The sequence below is a fragment of the Rhodococcus sp. MEB032 genome (genome assembly GCF_030208925.1).
Classification (GTDB): Bacteria; Actinomycetota; Actinomycetes; order Mycobacteriales; family Mycobacteriaceae; genus Rhodococcus_F; species Rhodococcus_F qingshengii.
This window is the reverse complement of record NZ_JARVSY010000027.1, coordinates 15,199-31,565: the sequence shown is the minus strand read 5'-3', so window position 1 is coordinate 31,565 and position 16,367 is coordinate 15,199. Positions and strand designations below refer to the sequence as shown.

The window sequence follows — 16,367 nt, the reverse complement described above, 5'->3', positions numbered from 1 at the left end:
ATACAACATTTGACGACTCGACATTTCGCGTCTAGTCTTTGCTCACCATCCAGAGCGACCGAGAGACCTGGCTCGTCGACGTCGCAGCAACCCCCCGAGTGATCGGGAGCGGGTGCTACCGCCAGGACCGATGGAAGGCATCACATGGGTACCACTTCGCACGCTGCGCACAAGCGACGTCACATCGATCTGTGCCGCACCGCTTCGTGTCACTGTCGCTGACCGAACTCTCGTCGTCTTCGCAACTCGAGCACACCAACTCGAGGACACAGCTGCGTTCCCATTCCCCGAAAGGTCTATTCGTCATGTCCACTCCGTCAGGTAGCGCGCCGTGAGCGCGCCCACCGATGTCCGCCCCGAAAAGTCGGTGTCCGAGTCGCAACTTCCCGACTCGGAGCTTGTCGTCGCTCGCACCTGGCACCCGCTGCGCTGGGTGATCAGTGCGGTCGTGCTGGTCCTGCTTGCTCAGTTCATCCACGGGCTCGTCGTCAACCCCGGCTGGGACTGGCCGACGTTCGCGCAGTACTTCACCGCGAAATCAGTGCTCGCCGCGTTGTGGATGACGATCAAACTGACCTTGTGGGGGACGATCCTCGGTTTCGGTCTCGGTGTCTTCCTGGCGCTCGGTCGGTTGTCGAAGAATCCGGTCCTGCAGGTGATCGCCTGGACCTACATCTGGGCCTTCCGCTCGATTCCACTCATCGTGCAGCTGCTCTTCTGGTTCAACATCACTTACCTGTACCAGACACTTTCTCTCGGAATACCTTTCGGGCCCGAGTTCTTCACCTTCCAGGTCAGCGGTGTGATCGGCGGATTCACCGCAGCAGTCATCGGTTTGGCGCTGCACCAGGCTGCATACTCGGCCGAGATCATTCGCTCCGGAATCATCTCGGTGGATCACGGTCAGATCGAAGCTGCTCACTCGCTCGGCATTCCGCGCAGTCGCCAGTTCTTCAAGATCGTTCTCCCGCAGGCAATGCGGGCGATCCTCCCCAACGCCGCCAACGAGGTCATCGGACTCTTCAAGGGAACGTCGATCGTCTCCACCATGGCAATCGCCGAACTGTTCTACCAGGTGCAGGTCATCTTCGGCCGCAACGGACGAGTCGTGCCCCTGCTGATGGTCGCCACGATCTGGTACATCATCCTCACGACATTGCTCTCGATCGGTCAGTACTACGTGGAGCGCCACTATGCACGAGGATCCGCTCGTGCTCTTCCGTTGACTCCGGTACAGAAGGCGCGCAAGAAGTTCGAAGAGATTCGCGATGCGCGTCTCGATATTCCGAGAGGTGCTACCCGATGACCGCAGAACTGGCCGAAGATTCGGTGTACGCCGTCGAAGCACGCGGAATTCACAAGTCTTTCGGTGCCTTGGAAGTACTTGCCGGCGTTGATCTCCTGGTTCGCAAGGGCGAAGTGACCGTCATTCTCGGTCCGTCGGGTTCCGGTAAGTCCACCTTGCTGCGAACCCTCAATCACCTCGAAAAAGTCGACCGCGGAACCGTACGGATCGACGGAGAGCTGATCGGATACCGGCGCAAGGGAAATCGACTCCACGAACTGCGTGACCGCGAGATCCTGAAACAGCGTTCGCACATCGGATTCGTGTTCCAGAACTTCAACCTGTTTCCGCACCTGACCGCATTGGAAAACGTGGTGGAAGCGCCGCTCTCGGCCCAGAAGCGTGATCGTGACGAGGTGTACCGCGAGGCCCGCGCGCTGCTCGAGCGAGTGGGAGTGGGGGACAAGGCGGACGAGTATCCCCGCCAACTCTCCGGTGGCCAGCAACAGCGCGTCGCGATAGCGCGAGCGCTGGCACTGCGGCCGGCGGTCATTCTCTTCGACGAGCCGACGTCGGCGCTCGACCCGGAACTGGTGGGCGAGGTTCTCGAAGTCCTGGCTCAGCTGGCCCGTGACGGCGCCACCTTGGTGATCGTCACACACGAGGTCGGATTTGCTCGGGAAGTGGCGGACACTGCGGTCTTCATGGACGGCGGCGTCATCGTCGAACAGGGCCCGCCTTCGCAGGTGATCGACAATCCGGTCCACGAACGGACCAAAGCCTTTCTCTCCCGCGTCCTCTGACGCGACCCAGACTCTTTCCCGGAAGGAAAAATTGATGTTCTCCACATCCCGTCGCGCGACTTTTCTGATCTCGGCGCTTGCCACCGTCGGATTGCTCAGCGCTGCATGCAGCAGCGCGGACGCCGAGTCCGACGGCGCCCAGGTCACCGCTGCTGCGGGTTACAACCTCACGGCCGATCAGAACCGCATCAGCACCGACAAGGTGGATTCCATCGCCGCCGAGCTACCTCAGGACATCCGCGATCGTGGCACGCTGCGCGTCACCGGTAGTGCCGGTTCCGCTCCGCCGCTCCGTTTCTACGCCGACGACGACACCACCCTCATCGGTTCCGAGACCGACTTCGCCTATCTGATCGGTGACGTTCTCGGCTTGAAGGTCGACCTGCAGACAGCAGATTGGGCACAGAACTTCGTCCGGATCGACTCCGGTGAGGCCGACGCCTTCCTCTCCAATGTGACTGTCACAGAGGAGCGTAAGGAGAAGTACGACTTCGCGACCTACCGTCTCGACACCCTCGCCTTCGAAGCCAAGAAGGGTGCCGGAATCTCCATCAAGGAACCCAAGGACGTCGCGGGCAAGAAGATCGCCGTCTCCTCGGGCACCAATCAGGAAGCGCTGCTGGTCAAGTGGAGTGAGCAGAACGTCGCGGCCGGCCTGGCGCCTACCGACATCTCCTACTACCAGAACACCACCGACTACTACCTCCCGCTGCAGTCCGGCCGGATCGACGCCTACTTCGGCCCGAACCCGTCGTCGCAGTTCCACGCCAAGCAGTCGGGGGAGACCGAGGTTGTCGGTGAGTTCTCCGGGGCCGGCGACACCCTGCAGGGGCAGATCGCGGTGCTGGTGAAGAAGGACAACGGCCTGATCAAGGCGATCAACGACGCGATCAACCACACGATCGAGAACGGCACGTACCAGCAGATCCTCGAGCGCTGGAACATCACCAGCGAAGCCGTCGACACGTCCCTGATCAACCCGCCCGGCCTTCCGAAGACCAAGTGAGCTCTCGTCCATGAGTGAGATTTTCGATGTGATCGTCATCGGCGGAGGACTCGTCGGGTCCTCCGCCGCATGGCGGCTCGCGGCACGCGGACGTAGCGTAGTTCAGCTGGAACAGTTCGGGCCGAGTCACAAGCACGGTGCGTCGCACGGTACTTCGCGTATCTATCGGCAGGCGTACGACAATCACCTGTACACAGGTTTGGCGGCCGGCGCGCTGCCGCTGTGGCGGGAGTTGGAGACCACGACGGACATCGGGTTCCTGGAACTCACCGGTGCCGTCGATCACGGCCTGCCGCAGGCAGTGCAGTCCAAGGCGAAGATACTTCGCGAGGCGGGCATCAAGGGTGAGATCCTCACTCCTGCCGAGGCGTCCGCCCGTTGGCCGGGGCTGCGATTCGACACCACGGTGCTCCATCATCCCGACGCAGGCCGGTTGCACGCGGACCGCGCAGTGACCGCTCTGAAGGCAGGAGCGGTGTTTGCGGGCGCCGAGGTCCGTCACGATGTTCGGGTGTTGGCACTCGCGCGGGCGTCCTACGGCGTGGACGTGGTGACGGACAGTGGAACGCTCGCAGCTCGTCAGGTCGTGATCGCGGCCGGTGCGTGGACTGCGGACCTGATCGCAGACAGCGGTCTCGGCTCCGAGATCGTATTGCCGACACTGCGCACGACACAGGAACAACCAGCACACTTCGCACCGCTCGATCCCGGAGTCGAGTGGCCGAGTTTCGTTCACCACACCGGCGCAGAATTGGAGACCGCGGGGATCTACGGGCTCGGTTCCGAGGACGGGATCAAGATCGGCGAACACGCGACCGGGCCGGTGGTGACTCCGCAGACCCGTGACTACACCCCTGACGTCGACGGAGAGCGGCGATTGGCCCAGTACGCCGAGTCGTGGTTGCCCGGCGTCGATTCCACCCGTGTCGAGTCGATCACGTGCCTGTACACGAGCACGCCGGACAGTAACTTCGTCATCGACCGAGTCGGCGCCGTCACGGTGGCGGCGGGATTCTCGGGGCACGGGTTCAAGTTCGGTCCGGCCTTGGGTGAACTTGTGGCGGACCTCGTCGACGGAACCACCCTCGCTCCGGAAGTTTTCAGGCTGGGGGAGCGTTGACCAGATTCATGGAGGAAAGTGTTGTGGCACTGGAGCTCGGAACTCGACAGCTCGAGGGTGTCGGAGCGGTAGAGGTCTATTCGGTATCGCAGGACGATCCCTTGGCAGCTCCACTGATCGCGGAGTTGGCACTCGAATACAGTTCGCGTTACGGCGGGACTCGCGAAGCGATGCTCGATGATCTCACGACGTATCCGGCAGAAGAATTTGCCTACCCGCAGGGTGCGCTTCTGGTGCTCACCCACGACGGTCTGCCGATCGCCGGTGGTGCGTTTCGTCAATTCGATTCCACCACTGCCGAACTGAAGAGAATCTGGACGTCGGTCGACTATCGGAAGCGCGGCCTCGGCAAGGCCGTCGTTCGCGAGTTGGAACGAGAGATCGAACTTCGTGGATACAACCGTGTGTTTCTCACGACGGGTCCTCGGCAGCCGGAGGCCGTCGCGCTGTATCTGTCCAGTGGATACACACCGCTTTACGACGCTTCACTCTCGCCCGAAGAGGTGGGCGTCCACCCGTTCGAGAAACAACTTCGGGTGCTCGAAAATGTGACTCGAGCAGCAATTCCTACCGACCGGGTTGACAACACCCGGGTTTGACCTCGTACACTTGCGAACGACCATCCAGAGCGACCGAGAGACCTGGCTCATTGACGTCGCAGCAACCCCCCGAGTGATCGGGTGCGGGTGCTACCGCCAGGACCGATGGAGGAACACGAAATGAAGGCAGTCGAAGGCGGTTTCGATACCGCCTGGTCGCGTCGTCACGTAGACCTGTGCCGCACCGCGGGATCTTTCTGTACCAACTGACCTCTCGGTCAGTCATTCACACTCAGGCGAGTCGTCGACAAGTCTGTTTTCTCTTCTCTCACAAGTGATTCGTGCTCGATCGCCTTTTTCGTCTCAGGCGACGGGTGCGCTCTTCGGCATGCCTCTTTAGGAGTTCTTGGTGTCTTCGCCCTCATTCGGTGCCCGCAAACGCGCGACCGTAATCGCCGGTATCGGTGCTGTCTCGGTTCTCGGCACCGTCCTCGCCGGCTGCAGCAGCGGGAGTGACAGTGCTGCCGACGCAGGCCCCGCCCAGTCCGGCGGAACCCTTCGCTACGGTCTGTCGCAGGCGCCGACGTGCGCCGATCCGGCCCAGGCCGGCAGTAACCAGACCGTGTATGTCACTCGGACAGTGGTGGATTCGCTTACCGATCAAAATCCCGACACCGGAGAGATCACCCCGTGGCTCGCCAAGAGTTGGGAGATCAGCCCCGACGCCGCTAGCTTCACGTTCGTCCTTCGCGACGACGCCACCTTCAGTGACGGCACACCGGTGACGGCGGATTCGGTGAAGAAGACCTTCGACTCGGTCAAGAACCTGGGACCGAACGCGTCGTTGGCGAAGAGTTACCTGTCCTCGTACACCGGTACCGACGTCGTAGATGCTCACACGGCGAAGATCAATTTCTCCGGACCCAATGTTCAGTTCCTGCAAGCAACTTCGACGCCACAGCTCGGAATCCTCGCCGATTCCACCACCGCGCTGGCATCCGAGCAGCGCTGCCCCGGTGCAGCGGTGATCGCCTCCGGACCGTTCGTGTACACCGACTGGCAGCAGGACAAGAGCGTCAAGATCGCCAAGCGTGCGGGATACAACTGGGCCTCGGATGCGGTCGCGCATCAGGGCGAGGCGTACCTCGATGGCGTCGACTTCACGGTGGTTCCCGAATCCGGTGTGCGGGCGGGCAGCGTGGCCTCCGGCCAGCTCGATGCGGTCAGCGATGCGCTTCCGCAGGATGCGCCGCAAATCGAGGGCGCGGGTGGACGAATCCTCACAAGGCCGAACCCGGGTGTGAGCTTCTTCTTCCAGCCCAACGTCAGTCGCGGCGTTCTCGCTGATCAGGCTGTTCGTCAGGCCATCATTCCCGCGATCAACCGCCAAGAACTCGTCGACACCGTTCTGGATCCGTCGTTCTTCTCGGCCACGAGCCCGCTGGCTCACACCACTCCGCTCTACAGCGACGAATCCAGTGTCGTGACGTACGACGCCGACAAGTCGGCGAAACTCCTCGACGCGGCTGGTTGGAAGACCGGCAGCGACGGTATCCGCGAGAAGGACGGGCAGAAGCTCACTTTCAGCGTCACCTTCAGTCCGGTGTTCTCGGGTAACCAGGCCATCCTCGAGCTCGTGCAGCAGCAGCTCAAGAAGGTCGGCGTCGACCTGCAGCTCAACTTGGTCTCGAACGGTGAATGGACCGAGAAGGGAGTATCGGGTGATTACGATTCGCTGTATTACAACAGCACTCGCGCGGACGCCGACATCTTGCGGGCATCGTTCAGCACCGAAGGCCGCAACCTGAACCGTCGCGGCGCAGATCCGGAGCTCGACAAGGTACTCACAGACCAGCTTGCAGCCACGGACAACGGCCAACGCGGCGAACTGGTATCCACCGCACAGGAATTGATCCTCGACCGTGGACTCTCCATCCCCACCATCGAGCTCTCGCAGGCCATCGGCGCCGGATCGAGTGTGCAGGACCTGAACTTCGAAGCCTCCTCGCGCCTGCAGTTCTACGACGCATGGTTGTCGGGTAAGTAATCATGACTCGATACGTACTCACCCGACTGGGCCAGGCCGCAGTGGTTCTGTGGGCCGCCTTCACCATCTCGTTCGTGATTCTGTTCCTCCTGCCGAGTGATCCCGTCAGCATGGCTGCCGACTCGTCCGGTCAGGGTGTTGCAGTGGATCAGGCTGCGCTCGATCAGCTTCGGGCACGGTACGGCTTGGACGAGTCGGTGTGGGTGCAGTACTGGACGTCGCTGACGAATGCTCTTCGCGGCGATTTCGGTACGTCCATCTCCACCGGTCAGTCGGTGACGGATGCCATCTTCTCGGCGCTGCCGAGCACTCTGGTCTTGGCAACCACCGCTTTGGTTCTGGCCGTGTTGTTCGGAGTGGCGATCGCGTTCTTCGCTGCCTACACCCGCAAGCGGTGGCTCGCGAATCTGTTGTTCTCGCTGCCGCCGCTGGGTGTGGCGGTGCCTACCTTCTGGGTTGGCCTGATTCTTCTGCAGCTGTTCTCGTTCCGTCTGCACATCTTCCCCGCTTTCGGAGACAAGGGATTCGCAACGGTGATTCTTCCGGCGATCACCTTGGCGATCCCGACCGGCGCGGTGATCGCGCAGGTGCTCACGACCAGCCTGCAGTCGACGCTACGTTCGCCGCACGTGGAGACTGCGTACGCCAAGGGCGCAAGCCGTTGGCGCGTGCAGACCCGTCACGCGTTGCGACTGGCGAGCATTCCGGCATTCACGATTGCCGGTGTGCTGGTCGGCACGCTGCTGGCGGGCTCGGTGGTTGTGGAAACGGTGTTCTCCCGCGCGGGCGTCGGCCGTCTGACACAGACGTCGGTGATGGCGCAGGACATCCCGGTGGTGCAGGGAGTCGTTGTGTTCGCCTCTCTCGTGTTCGTGCTCGTCAACCTCGCGGTCGACCTCTTCTACCCCTTGATAGATCCACGGATCATCCAGACGAAGAAGAGTCACACCGAAAAGTCGAATACCGAAAGCTCGACCGATCTGGAGCCGGCTCATGTCTGACACATTGATCGAACCCCTACTCCTCGATCCGACCGTCGAGGCGAAGGCACCTGTTGTTTCGCGCCGAAAGTCCACGGCCATCGGCTGGATCCGAAAGCCCGGCTTGGTGATTCCGGTGTTGATCGTGTTGCTTGCCATCGGCTTTGCCGTCGCACCCGGATTCTTTGCCAGCGGCGATCCGTTGTCCGGTGTCCCGGCGGACAAACTGCAGGGCCCGAGCCTGGCTCACTGGTTCGGAACCGACAATCTCGGTCGTGACCTGTACACACGGTTCGTGCACGGCGCCGCGCTGTCCCTGACCGCAACCTTGGTGGCGGTCGGAATCGCATTGGTGGCGGGATCGATAATCGGTTTGCTCGCGGGCTTTGTCGGTGGCGTCGTCGACGCCGTGCTGATGCGCATCGTCGACGTGCTGCTGTCCATTCCGGCGCTGCTGCTCTCGTTGGCACTGGTGACCGCACTCGGCTTCGGCACCATCAACGTCGCCATTGCTGTCGGCGTCAGTATGGTCGCCAATTTCGCGCGAGTGATGCGTGCCGAAGTGATGCGGGTGCGCGGAGCTCAGTACGTCGAGGCCGCGTTCAGTTCGGGTGTGCAGTGGCTCGGTGTCCTGCGTCGGCACGTGCTTCCCAACTCCTACGCGCCGGTGGTCGCGCTGTCCGCTGTCGAGTTCGGGCAGGCAGTACTGGCGGTGTCGGCTCTGAGCTTCTTGGGATTCGGCGCCGTTCCGCCTACCCCGGAATGGGGATCGCTGGTATCCGAGGGACGTAATTTCCTCGCCAATGCCTGGTGGATGACCACACTTCCCGGTCTCGCGATTGTCGCCGTGGTCATCTCGGCACACCGTATCGGCCACGAGATCGAAAGGAACAACCGGCGATGAGCACGACCGAGGAACAGTTGCTTTCCGTCACCGACTTACAGATCGCCTACGGCGCCGAGCCCGCGGTATCCGGCGTGAGCTTCACCGTCGGTCGGGGCGAAGTAGTTGCGGTGGTAGGGGAATCGGGTTCCGGTAAGTCGACCACGGCCCACGCGATATTGGGTCTGCTCGCCGGCAGTGGCCACGTCACCGGCGGGACCGTCGAGTTCGAGGGTGAACAGATCGACTCGTATTCCGACCGTGCGTGGCAGCGAATCCGCGGCGCGCGTATCGGTTTGGTGCCGCAGGATCCGACGACCTCGCTCAACCCGGTGACGAGGATCGGCGACCAGGTTGCAGAAGTCCTCCGGATCCACGGCCTCGCAGACCGTCGCAAAGCCCGGTTGGACGCCGTCGAGGTGCTCGAGCGCGCGGGTATCGACCGGCCGGAAATCCGAGCACGCCAGTACCCGCACGAGCTCTCCGGCGGTATGCGGCAACGCGTTCTGATCGGTATCGCGCTTGTCTCGAACCCGGCCCTCGTCATCGCCGACGAGCCGACCAGTGCTCTGGACGTCACGGTTCAACGACGCATCCTCGACCACTTGGACGAGCGAATCGCCGAATCCGGTGCCGCCGTGCTCCTGATCACGCACGACCTGGGTGTGGCCGCAGACCGCGCGGACCGGATCCTGGTGATGCAGGGCGGCAGGATCGTCGAATCCGGCCGCACCGCGGATATTCTGGACAACCCGCGAGACGAGTACACGAAGAAACTTCTGAGCTCTGCGCCGAGCCTGTCCTCGGGACCAGTCGTTCGCCCGGTCCGCCAGGACACCAGCCCGCTGCTGACCCTGACGGGAATCACCAAGCACTTCAACGTCGGACGCGGGAGTTCGATCACCGCGGTGAACGAAGTGTCGCTGACTGTTCCGAGGGGTCAGACGGTGTCGCTGGTGGGGGAGTCGGGCTCCGGCAAGTCGACCACGGCGCGCATCGCCGTGCGATTGGAGCAGGCGGATGCCGGCACCATCACCTTCGACGGCCAGGACATCACGAAGGTCAAGGGCAGCGACCTGCGTGAGCTGCGCCGAAGGATCCAGCTCGTGTATCAGAACCCCTATGCATCACTCGACCCGAAATTGTCCGTCCAGGACATCGTTGCGGAGCCGCTGCGGGCCTTCAAGGTTGGTGGACGCAGCCAGCAGCAGAGTCGTGCAGCAGAGTTGCTCGATCAGGTTGCACTTCCCGAGCAGTTCCTGAGCCGCAAACCGGCCGAACTCTCGGGCGGCCAGCGTCAACGGGTGGCGATCGCTCGTGCGCTCGCTTTGAAGCCGGACCTGCTCGTTCTCGACGAACCTGTGTCCGCTCTCGACGTCTCGGTGCAAGCGCAGATTCTGGCGCTACTCGACGAGTTGCAGCGCGAACTGGGCCTGACCTATCTCTTCATCTCCCACGATCTTGCGGTTGTTCGCCAGATCAGCGACGTCGTCGGCGTCATGCAGTCCGGGCGATTGCTCGAAATCGGTACTACCACCGAGATTTTCGACAATCCCCGAAACGAGTACACACGCACACTTCTCGACGCGATCCCCGGGCGGGATCATTCGACACGAAAGGCCGAACATGTCCGAGCGTAGTTCCGGAGCATTCCTGGTCGGCCTCGAATTCGAGGGAACCGGAGCTCATCCGTACTCCTGGCGACGCGAGGATTCGCGCGCCGAAGATCTGTTCACGCCGTCGTACTGGGTGGACCTGGTGGCCACCGCGGATCGGGGTGGGGTGGATCTGGCGTTCCTCCCTGACTCGTTCGGACTGCAATCCGAGGGCCAGCACGCAGTGCGGGGCAGATTGGAGGCGGTTGCAACTGCGGCGCGGCTGAGTGCTGTGACCTCGCGTATCGGCCTGATCCCCACTGCGACAATCACGCACACCGAGCCGTTCCACATCTCCAAGGCCGTCGCGAGTATCGACTACTCGTCAGCGGGGCGGGCCGGCTGGCAGGTCGCGGTGTCCGACACCGCTGAGCAGGCGTCGTTGTTCGGCCGAAAGTCAGTGCAGGGCCCCGAGTCCGCGTGGGAGGAAGCGTCCGAGGCTGTCGAGGTGGTCAGTCGGCTGTGGGACAGCTGGGAGGACGACGCCGAGATTCGTGACGCTGCGAGCGGACGATTCATCGATCGGGACAAGCTGCACTACATCGACTTCGAGGGAAAGAACTTTTCCGTCAAGGGCCCGTCCATCACGCCGCGCTCCCCGCAGGGGCAGCCGCTGATCGCCGTCGACGCGAGCAGGCCGGAGGCACGCGAACTCGCGGTTGCGCGCGGAGATCTGATTCGGATCTCGGCAACCGATCTCGCCGAGGCCAAAACTACGGCCAAGCTGGTCCACGCGAGTGCCGCCGCCCTCGGGCGCAGCGTGCGGGTTCTCCTCGACGTCGACGTGCTCCTCGGCGCCGATCGCGGTGCCGCCGACGACGCTTTGGCGGAACTCGAGGAATGGGCGGGAGCGCCGTATGCCCCGCACTCGCTGTTCTATCGCGGTGACAGCGCGGGTTTGACTGCGCTGCTGCGTGAGATCGGTGGGCTCGCCGGGATCGACGGTGTGGTTCTGCGTCCACTGGCGCTGGCCGCCGCCGTGGACAAGATCGCGACGGACATAGTGCCAACTCTCAATCCGCGACCGAGTACCGCCCCGACGCTGCGCGAGCGGTTGGGCTTCCAGTTGCCCGTCAATCAGTTCGCGTAGCGCGAGTAGAGAACAGGAACACCGATGAAACAGAACAGGATTCGCAAGCAAGTTCATCTGGGCGCTCACTTTCCCGGCGTGAACAACACCACGGTGTGGACCGATCCGGCGTCCAAGAGCCAGATCGAGTTCAGCTCGTTCGAGCATCTCGCCCGCAGTGCCGAACGCGGATTGTTCGACTTCTTCTTCCTCGCAGAAGGTTTGCGCCTGCGCGAGCATCAGGGCAAGCTTCACGACCTCGACGTGGTCGGCCGCCCGGATACGTTCAGTATTCTCAACGCGGTTGCCGGTGTGACAACGCATCTCGGCCTGGCCGGGACGATCAACACCACGTTCAACGAGCCGTACGAGTTGGCCAAGCAGTTCTCGACGCTCGATCATCTCTCCGACGGCCGCGCCGCGTGGAATCTGGTCACCTCCTCGGACGCATTCACCGGTGAGAACTTCCGCCGCGGTGGGTATCTGGAGCATTCCGAGCGGTATGCACGCGCAAACGAGTTGGTCGACGCAGTACGGACGCTGTGGGACAGCTGGAGCATCGATCGTCCGATCGTCGACCGTGAGCGCGGTATTTTTGTCACCGACCAACAGGTCGGCCAGTTCCAACACTCCGGCAGGCAGTTCGACATCACCGGGCGCTTCGAAGTTCCTCGGAGTCCACAAGGGCACCCAGTTCTGTTGCAGGCAGGTGACTCCGACGAAGGACGCGAGTTCGGCGCCGCCAAGGCTGACGCCATCTTCACCGGACACGGAACCCTCGAAGCAGGCAAGGCCTTCTACGCCGACGTGAAGGGACGCCTGGCCAAGTACGGACGCACGCACGCAGACCTCAAGATTCTCCCCGCCGCCACCTTCGTCCTCGGTGACAACGCCGCGGACGCACAGGAGAAGGCATATCACATCCGGCGGCAGCAGGTCGGACCCCAGACTGCCATCGCTTTTCTCGAACAGGTTTGGGGCAGAGACCTTTCGCAGTACGACGCCGACGGCCCGTTGCCGAAGGAAGATCCGTCGGACGACGTCAACATCACTCGCAGACGCGTCCGCCACGTCAAGGATCCGCGAGCGGTCGCCGATCAGTGGCGAGCGAAGGCCGAGGCCGAAAACCTCAGCATCCGTGAACTCATCATCGAAGTGACTGCCCGCCAACAGTTCGTGGGTAGCGCCGCCGAGGTCGCTGCCGAGATCGACAGCTACGTCCAGGGCGACGCGAGCGACGGATTCATCCTCGTTCCCCACATCACCCCCGCGGGACTCGACGAGTTCATCGACACCGTCGTACCAGAACTACAGGACCGCGGCAGTTTCCGGACCGAGTACTCAGGAACCACCCTGCGCAGCCATCTCGGGCTGCGCCACCCGCACGAGCAGGCTGAAGGAGTCCGCGCATCATGACCGTTACCGACACTTCCACCAGTACCTTCACCGGCGATTGGAATGCCTGGCACGCCTCGCGCGACGCCACCTTCGGCGAACCCCTCGGCTGGCTGAGCCTGACTGCGTTGCATTGGCTGGTGGACACCGATTCCACCTTCGCGGACCTGCCCGGTGCATGGCGCGCCGACGCGAATGCCGTTGTCGTCACCGCGACGCCCGCAGACGACTTGTCGATCGACGGCGTCGCCGTGGACGGTTCGGCCACTCTGAATCCGATCGAGGGGGCGCCGGGACTGATCGTCAAGCAGGGCGCACGGTTGGTCGAGGTCATCCGCCGCACCGGCGAGGTGGCTCTGCGGATCCACGATTCGTCGGCCCCGGCATTGGCGCAGTTCAGTGGTATCCCGACCTTCGAGCCGAACCCGCAGTGGCGCATCGAGGGTGTCTTCACAGCTTTCGAGGAGGCTCGCACGGTGACGACGGGCGCGGTCGTCGAGCGCCTCGAGCATCATCACGACGCCCGCGGAACCATCAGCTTCGAACACGACGGTGCAACGTATACGCTGATTGCGTTCGCGGGCAGGGACAACGGCTTTCACATCCTGTTCACCGACGCGACCAGTGGTGTGTCCACCTACCCGGCCGCACGCTCGCTGCACGTGAGCGCACCTGAACCCGGTGGCGCGGTAGTCCTCGATTTCAATCGGGCGTCGAACCTGCCCTGCGCGTTCACCGATTACGCGACGTGCCCGGTGGCCCCCGCCGAGAACCGCCTGGCGTTCGCGGTGGAAGCCGGCGAGAAGACACCGGACACCCGCTCCGAAAGCGGACCGAGGTGAGCGCGCCGCTGTCCGTACTCGACCTCTCGCCGATCAGTGAGGGCGGAACGGCCCGCCAGGCTTTGCGGAACTCGCTGGACCTCGCTCGTTCTGCCGAAGCGTGGGGATACAAGCGTTACTGGGTCGCCGAACACCACTTCGTCGGCGTTGCCTCTTCGTCGCCAGCAGTGCTTGTCGGGCTGATCGCGGCCGCCACCAACACTATTCGCGTCGGCTCGGCCGCCGTGCTGCTGGGCAACAACACGGCGGCTCAGGTGGTCGAGGCCTTCGGTACCGTCGAAGCGTTGTATCCGGGTCGTATCGATCTCGGTATCGGGCGCAGCGGACAGCGTCGGGTGGAGGCACTTCGCGCGGTCGCTGCCGGAACGCCTGCGCCGGCAGAATCGAAGCGAGAGAACGTCGTACGCGACGGCGTCGTGATCCCGGCGCCCTTCGATCCAACCGGTCTTCTCACGTCACCGCGGTTGCAGGCGTCGTTCGAGGCATTGGCGTTTCCGGGCGCGCAGGCGCCCGATTTCGAGCAGCAGGTCGACGACATACGCTCGCTCCTGAACGGTACCTACAGAACCCGCGACGGCATCGAATTGCACGCCAGTCCCGGCGAGAATGCCGACGTCGAACTGTGGGTGTTCGGAAGCAGCGCGGGCCCCAGTGCCGAGCTCGCCGGACGACTCGGATTGCCGTTCGGTGCGAATTACCATGTGGCGCCCTCGAGTACGCTCGATGCCGTCGAGGCATACCGCACAGCATTCCGACCGTCGGCAGTTCTGTCGGAGCCGTATGTCGTCGTCTCCGCGGATGTTGTTGCTGCGGAAGACGATGCGACGGCGAGGGAGTTGGCGTCGACCTTCGCGCACTGGACGCACAGCATTCGCAGCGGACACGGCGCCATCCCGTACCCCGATCCCGCGACAGCGCTCCCACTTTCCGACGCCGACAAAGCAGTGGTGGAGGATCGGCTGATCACGCAGTTCGTCGGTTCACCGTCCACCGTCGCCGACAGGCTCGACAGTTTGCAGAAGCTCACCGGAGCGGACGAATTGGTGATCACCGGGGTGACCCATCGGCACGAGGATCGTCTGCGCTCGTACGAGCTGCTTGCCAAGGAATGGGGACTACCCGCACTACTGGCAGCGTGAGTTTGCCTTGGTCCATTAGTGTCGAGTGATGTTTTCACCTCGAGATGCGCTTGCGGTTGCTCTTGACGTAGCGCGTGAGGGCATGGAGCTCGGGGAGATGCCGATCGGCGCAGTCGTGTTCGACGACGACCGTGTGCTCGGGCGGGCGTATACGCAAGAACGGGCACTCGGCCGACGGGTAGTCCATGCGGACCTTCAAGCGCTCTTGCAGGCCGACGAGGCTCTCGGGTTCACTCGAGCGTCGGGTGAATTGACATTGGCGGTCAATCTCGAACCATGTCTCATGTGTATGGGTGCCGCGATCACGCTCGGTGTGACCCGGGTGTGGTTCGCTCTCGAATCCCCGAACGACGGTGCGGCGGAACTCGTGCAGCTGTGGGCGCCGCCTGTGGAACTTCCGTTTTTCTGTAAGCCGCGTGAAGTCCTCGGCGGCATCCGCCGTGACGAAGCGCGAAATCTGTTCGCTGAATACGCCACCGGCACTGGCCCCGCCGGGATGCGGGACTGGGCGCGCAGTCTCACCTGACGCCATGGCTTGTAAGGAGGGCCGTGAGGCTCACGCCCCGATAGCGCCCGCGATCATCGGCCACGACGCGCGCATGTCGGCTTCGAAGAGCCCCCAGGTGTGGGTGCCTTCGGGTCGGAAGCTGAACGTCGCGGGAATGCCGAGCTGACCGAATCGCCCCTGCAGGGCAGCGGTGCACAGGTTGGTGATGCCTTCGAGGACCGCGCCGGGAACGACTCCGGCGGCCATCGCCAGCGAGTTGATTCCGTCCACCGGGCCGGGAAGGCCGTTGCCGGTCGAGATGAACAGCGCTGTGCCACGCAGTTTCTCGGCGTTGATCAACGGGTCGTGCGCCGCCCACTGCGGGCTACCCCACGGCCCCCACATGTTGGCCGCGTTGCCGCCGCCGAGTATCTCGACCATCGACCGCACCGCTGCCTGACCGAGCGGGTCGCCGGCGCGCGGACAGCCGCTGTACGAGCCGACTGCTCGGTAGGTGCCCGGCGACTGGATCGCGAGGTCCAGAACCGGTCCGCCGGCCATCGACACACCGCCGAGAGCGTTGACGCCAGTCGTGTTGTACCGAGCGTTGACCGCCGCCGGTAGTTCCTTGGTGAGGTACGTCTGCCACTTGTTACGGCCCAGCACCGGATCGTCGGCGTTCCAGTCGGTGTACATGCTGAACTTGCCGCCGACCGGCATGACCACGTTGACGTGTTTGTCGTCGAAGAAGTCACGAACTCCGGTGTTGTTGAACCACGAGATCCCGTCCTCGCCGCCGCCGACACCGGTCAACAGATAGAAGGTCGGGGCCGGGCCTCCTCCGGCCGGCGAAATCACGTCGTTGGCGATCCAGCGGTCCATCGAGGGGGAGTAGACGTCGATGCGACTGACCACGGAATCCGCGCTCGCGGTCGGCGCGCTGAGGCCGAGAAAGCCGGCGGCCATGGCCACCGCCATCGTCAGCCGAACCGTGAAACGACGTGTCTTCATATTTCCCCCCAGGCGCAAGCCGGACAGCGTATTTGTGCCTTCCAACAGTGGCACAATGCGAAGAGGAGTGACGAATGTCCGGGTAACAGTCGTATAAGAAGATGGA

The 16,367-nt window shown here is 63.2% G+C and carries 17 protein-coding genes and 2 riboswitches; of the genes, 16 read left to right on the top strand and 1 reads right to left on the bottom strand.

The features are described from left to right. Window positions 1-42 precede the first annotated feature (42 nt). Window positions 43-137: riboswitch (SAM riboswitch) on the top strand. A gap of 7 nt (window positions 138-144) precedes the next feature. The 16 genes from QRN54_RS33660 (at window position 145) to QRN54_RS24605 (ending at window position 15,289) form a co-directional block, all read left to right on the top strand. Beyond that, window positions 145-222 carry a putative leader peptide gene (locus QRN54_RS33660; protein ID WP_350318888.1) on the top strand — a complete coding sequence of 26 codons (78 nt, stop codon included), beginning with the start codon at window positions 145-147 and terminating at the stop codon, window positions 220-222. A 109-nt stretch (window positions 223-331) separates the two neighbouring features. After that, a complete protein-coding gene (locus QRN54_RS24670) occupies window positions 332-1,306 on the top strand; it encodes an amino acid ABC transporter permease (RefSeq protein ID WP_003944440.1) in 975 nt (324 codons plus the stop codon). Then, window positions 1,303-2,088, top strand: a complete 786-nt coding sequence (locus QRN54_RS24665; protein ID WP_054781841.1) for an amino acid ABC transporter ATP-binding protein — start codon at window positions 1,303-1,305, stop codon at window positions 2,086-2,088. Before QRN54_RS24670 ends, QRN54_RS24665 begins: the two co-directional genes overlap by 4 nt. 34 nt (window positions 2,089-2,122) lie before the next feature. Beyond that, window positions 2,123-3,094, top strand: coding sequence for an ABC transporter substrate-binding protein (locus QRN54_RS24660; RefSeq protein ID WP_063314821.1), 972 nt, complete (start codon window positions 2,123-2,125; stop codon window positions 3,092-3,094). Between the two features lie 10 nt (window positions 3,095-3,104). After that, window positions 3,105-4,214: an FAD-dependent oxidoreductase gene (locus QRN54_RS24655; protein WP_064074667.1), complete on the top strand. Its 1,110-nt coding sequence runs from the start codon at window positions 3,105-3,107 to the stop codon at window positions 4,212-4,214. Window positions 4,215-4,222: 8 nt separating this feature from the next. Beyond that, entirely contained in the window at window positions 4,223-4,813 is a 591-nt protein-coding gene (locus tag QRN54_RS24650) for a GNAT family N-acetyltransferase (RefSeq protein WP_042925869.1), read from the top strand. A 17-nt stretch (window positions 4,814-4,830) separates the two neighbouring features. Next, window positions 4,831-4,925: riboswitch (SAM riboswitch) on the top strand. Then, window positions 4,919-5,023: a putative leader peptide gene (locus tag QRN54_RS33655; protein ID WP_019749498.1), complete on the top strand. Its 105-nt coding sequence runs from the start codon at window positions 4,919-4,921 to the stop codon at window positions 5,021-5,023. It overlaps the preceding riboswitch by 7 nt. A 139-nt stretch (window positions 5,024-5,162) precedes the next feature. After that, window positions 5,163-6,800 carry an ABC transporter substrate-binding protein gene (locus QRN54_RS24645; protein WP_285183320.1) on the top strand — a complete coding sequence of 546 codons (1,638 nt, stop codon included), beginning with the start codon at window positions 5,163-5,165 and terminating at the stop codon, window positions 6,798-6,800. A 2-nt stretch (window positions 6,801-6,802) separates the two neighbouring features. Continuing rightward, a complete protein-coding gene (locus tag QRN54_RS24640; RefSeq protein WP_063314819.1) occupies window positions 6,803-7,801 on the top strand; it encodes an ABC transporter permease in 999 nt (332 codons plus the stop codon). Continuing rightward, window positions 7,794-8,684 (top strand): ABC transporter permease, encoded by an 891-nt coding sequence (locus tag QRN54_RS24635; RefSeq protein WP_042925872.1) that lies wholly within the window; start codon window positions 7,794-7,796, stop codon window positions 8,682-8,684. The genes QRN54_RS24640 and QRN54_RS24635 overlap by 8 nt, the downstream gene beginning before the upstream one ends. Further along, on the top strand, window positions 8,681-10,303 hold the full coding sequence (locus QRN54_RS24630) for a dipeptide ABC transporter ATP-binding protein (protein WP_209907945.1): 1,623 nt from the start codon (window positions 8,681-8,683) through the stop codon (window positions 10,301-10,303). The genes QRN54_RS24635 and QRN54_RS24630 overlap by 4 nt, the downstream gene beginning before the upstream one ends. Beyond that, window positions 10,290-11,408 (top strand): LLM class flavin-dependent oxidoreductase, encoded by a 1,119-nt coding sequence (locus QRN54_RS24625; RefSeq protein ID WP_209907947.1) that lies wholly within the window; start codon window positions 10,290-10,292, stop codon window positions 11,406-11,408. Before QRN54_RS24630 ends, QRN54_RS24625 begins: the two co-directional genes overlap by 14 nt. A 24-nt stretch (window positions 11,409-11,432) precedes the next feature. Continuing rightward, on the top strand, window positions 11,433-12,803 hold the full coding sequence (locus QRN54_RS24620) for an NtaA/DmoA family FMN-dependent monooxygenase (protein WP_285183319.1): 1,371 nt from the start codon (window positions 11,433-11,435) through the stop codon (window positions 12,801-12,803). Further along, on the top strand, window positions 12,800-13,624 hold the full coding sequence (locus QRN54_RS24615) for a DUF1684 domain-containing protein (RefSeq protein ID WP_209907951.1): 825 nt from the start codon (window positions 12,800-12,802) through the stop codon (window positions 13,622-13,624). Before QRN54_RS24620 ends, QRN54_RS24615 begins: the two co-directional genes overlap by 4 nt. Beyond that, window positions 13,621-14,763 (top strand): LLM class flavin-dependent oxidoreductase, encoded by a 1,143-nt coding sequence (locus QRN54_RS24610; RefSeq protein WP_285183318.1) that lies wholly within the window; start codon window positions 13,621-13,623, stop codon window positions 14,761-14,763. The genes QRN54_RS24615 and QRN54_RS24610 overlap by 4 nt, the downstream gene beginning before the upstream one ends. 28 nt (window positions 14,764-14,791) lie before the next feature. Then, the gene (locus QRN54_RS24605) at window positions 14,792-15,289 is read left to right on the top strand and encodes a nucleoside deaminase (RefSeq protein ID WP_076948810.1); all 498 of its coding nucleotides are present in this window, start codon (window positions 14,792-14,794) and stop codon (window positions 15,287-15,289) included. Window positions 15,290-15,319: 30 nt separating this feature from the next. Here the strand turns inward: QRN54_RS24605 and QRN54_RS24600 are convergent, their stop codons facing one another. Continuing rightward, complete coding sequence (locus tag QRN54_RS24600) at window positions 15,320-16,261, bottom strand: alpha/beta hydrolase (RefSeq protein ID WP_054831836.1); 942 nt, start codon at window positions 16,259-16,261, stop codon at window positions 15,320-15,322. Window positions 16,262-16,367 lie beyond the last annotated feature (106 nt).

Bases quoted from the DNA above. Each gene is read 5' to 3' on its own strand.
- QRN54_RS33660 (WP_350318888.1), top strand. From the start codon at position 145: ATGGGTACCACTTCGCACGCTGCGCACAAGCGACGTCACATCGATCTG.
- QRN54_RS24665 (WP_054781841.1), top strand. From the start codon at position 1,303: ATGACCGCAGAACTGGCCGAAGATTCGGTGTACGCCGTCGAAGCACGC.
- QRN54_RS24660 (WP_063314821.1), top strand. From the start codon at position 2,123: ATGTTCTCCACATCCCGTCGCGCGACTTTTCTGATCTCGGCGCTTGCC.
- QRN54_RS24655 (WP_064074667.1), top strand. From the start codon at position 3,105: ATGAGTGAGATTTTCGATGTGATCGTCATCGGCGGAGGACTCGTCGGG.
- QRN54_RS24650 (WP_042925869.1), top strand. From the start codon at position 4,223: ATGGAGGAAAGTGTTGTGGCACTGGAGCTCGGAACTCGACAGCTCGAG.
- QRN54_RS33655 (WP_019749498.1), top strand. From the start codon at position 4,919: ATGGAGGAACACGAAATGAAGGCAGTCGAAGGCGGTTTCGATACCGCC.
- QRN54_RS24640 (WP_063314819.1), top strand. From the start codon at position 6,803: ATGACTCGATACGTACTCACCCGACTGGGCCAGGCCGCAGTGGTTCTG.
- QRN54_RS24635 (WP_042925872.1), top strand. From the start codon at position 7,794: ATGTCTGACACATTGATCGAACCCCTACTCCTCGATCCGACCGTCGAG.
- QRN54_RS24630 (WP_209907945.1), top strand. From the start codon at position 8,681: ATGAGCACGACCGAGGAACAGTTGCTTTCCGTCACCGACTTACAGATC.
- QRN54_RS24625 (WP_209907947.1), top strand. From the start codon at position 10,290: ATGTCCGAGCGTAGTTCCGGAGCATTCCTGGTCGGCCTCGAATTCGAG.
- QRN54_RS24620 (WP_285183319.1), top strand. From the start codon at position 11,433: ATGAAACAGAACAGGATTCGCAAGCAAGTTCATCTGGGCGCTCACTTT.
- QRN54_RS24615 (WP_209907951.1), top strand. From the start codon at position 12,800: ATGACCGTTACCGACACTTCCACCAGTACCTTCACCGGCGATTGGAAT.
- QRN54_RS24605 (WP_076948810.1), top strand. From the start codon at position 14,792: ATGTTTTCACCTCGAGATGCGCTTGCGGTTGCTCTTGACGTAGCGCGT.
- QRN54_RS24600 (WP_054831836.1), bottom strand. From the start codon at position 16,261: ATGAAGACACGTCGTTTCACGGTTCGGCTGACGATGGCGGTGGCCATG.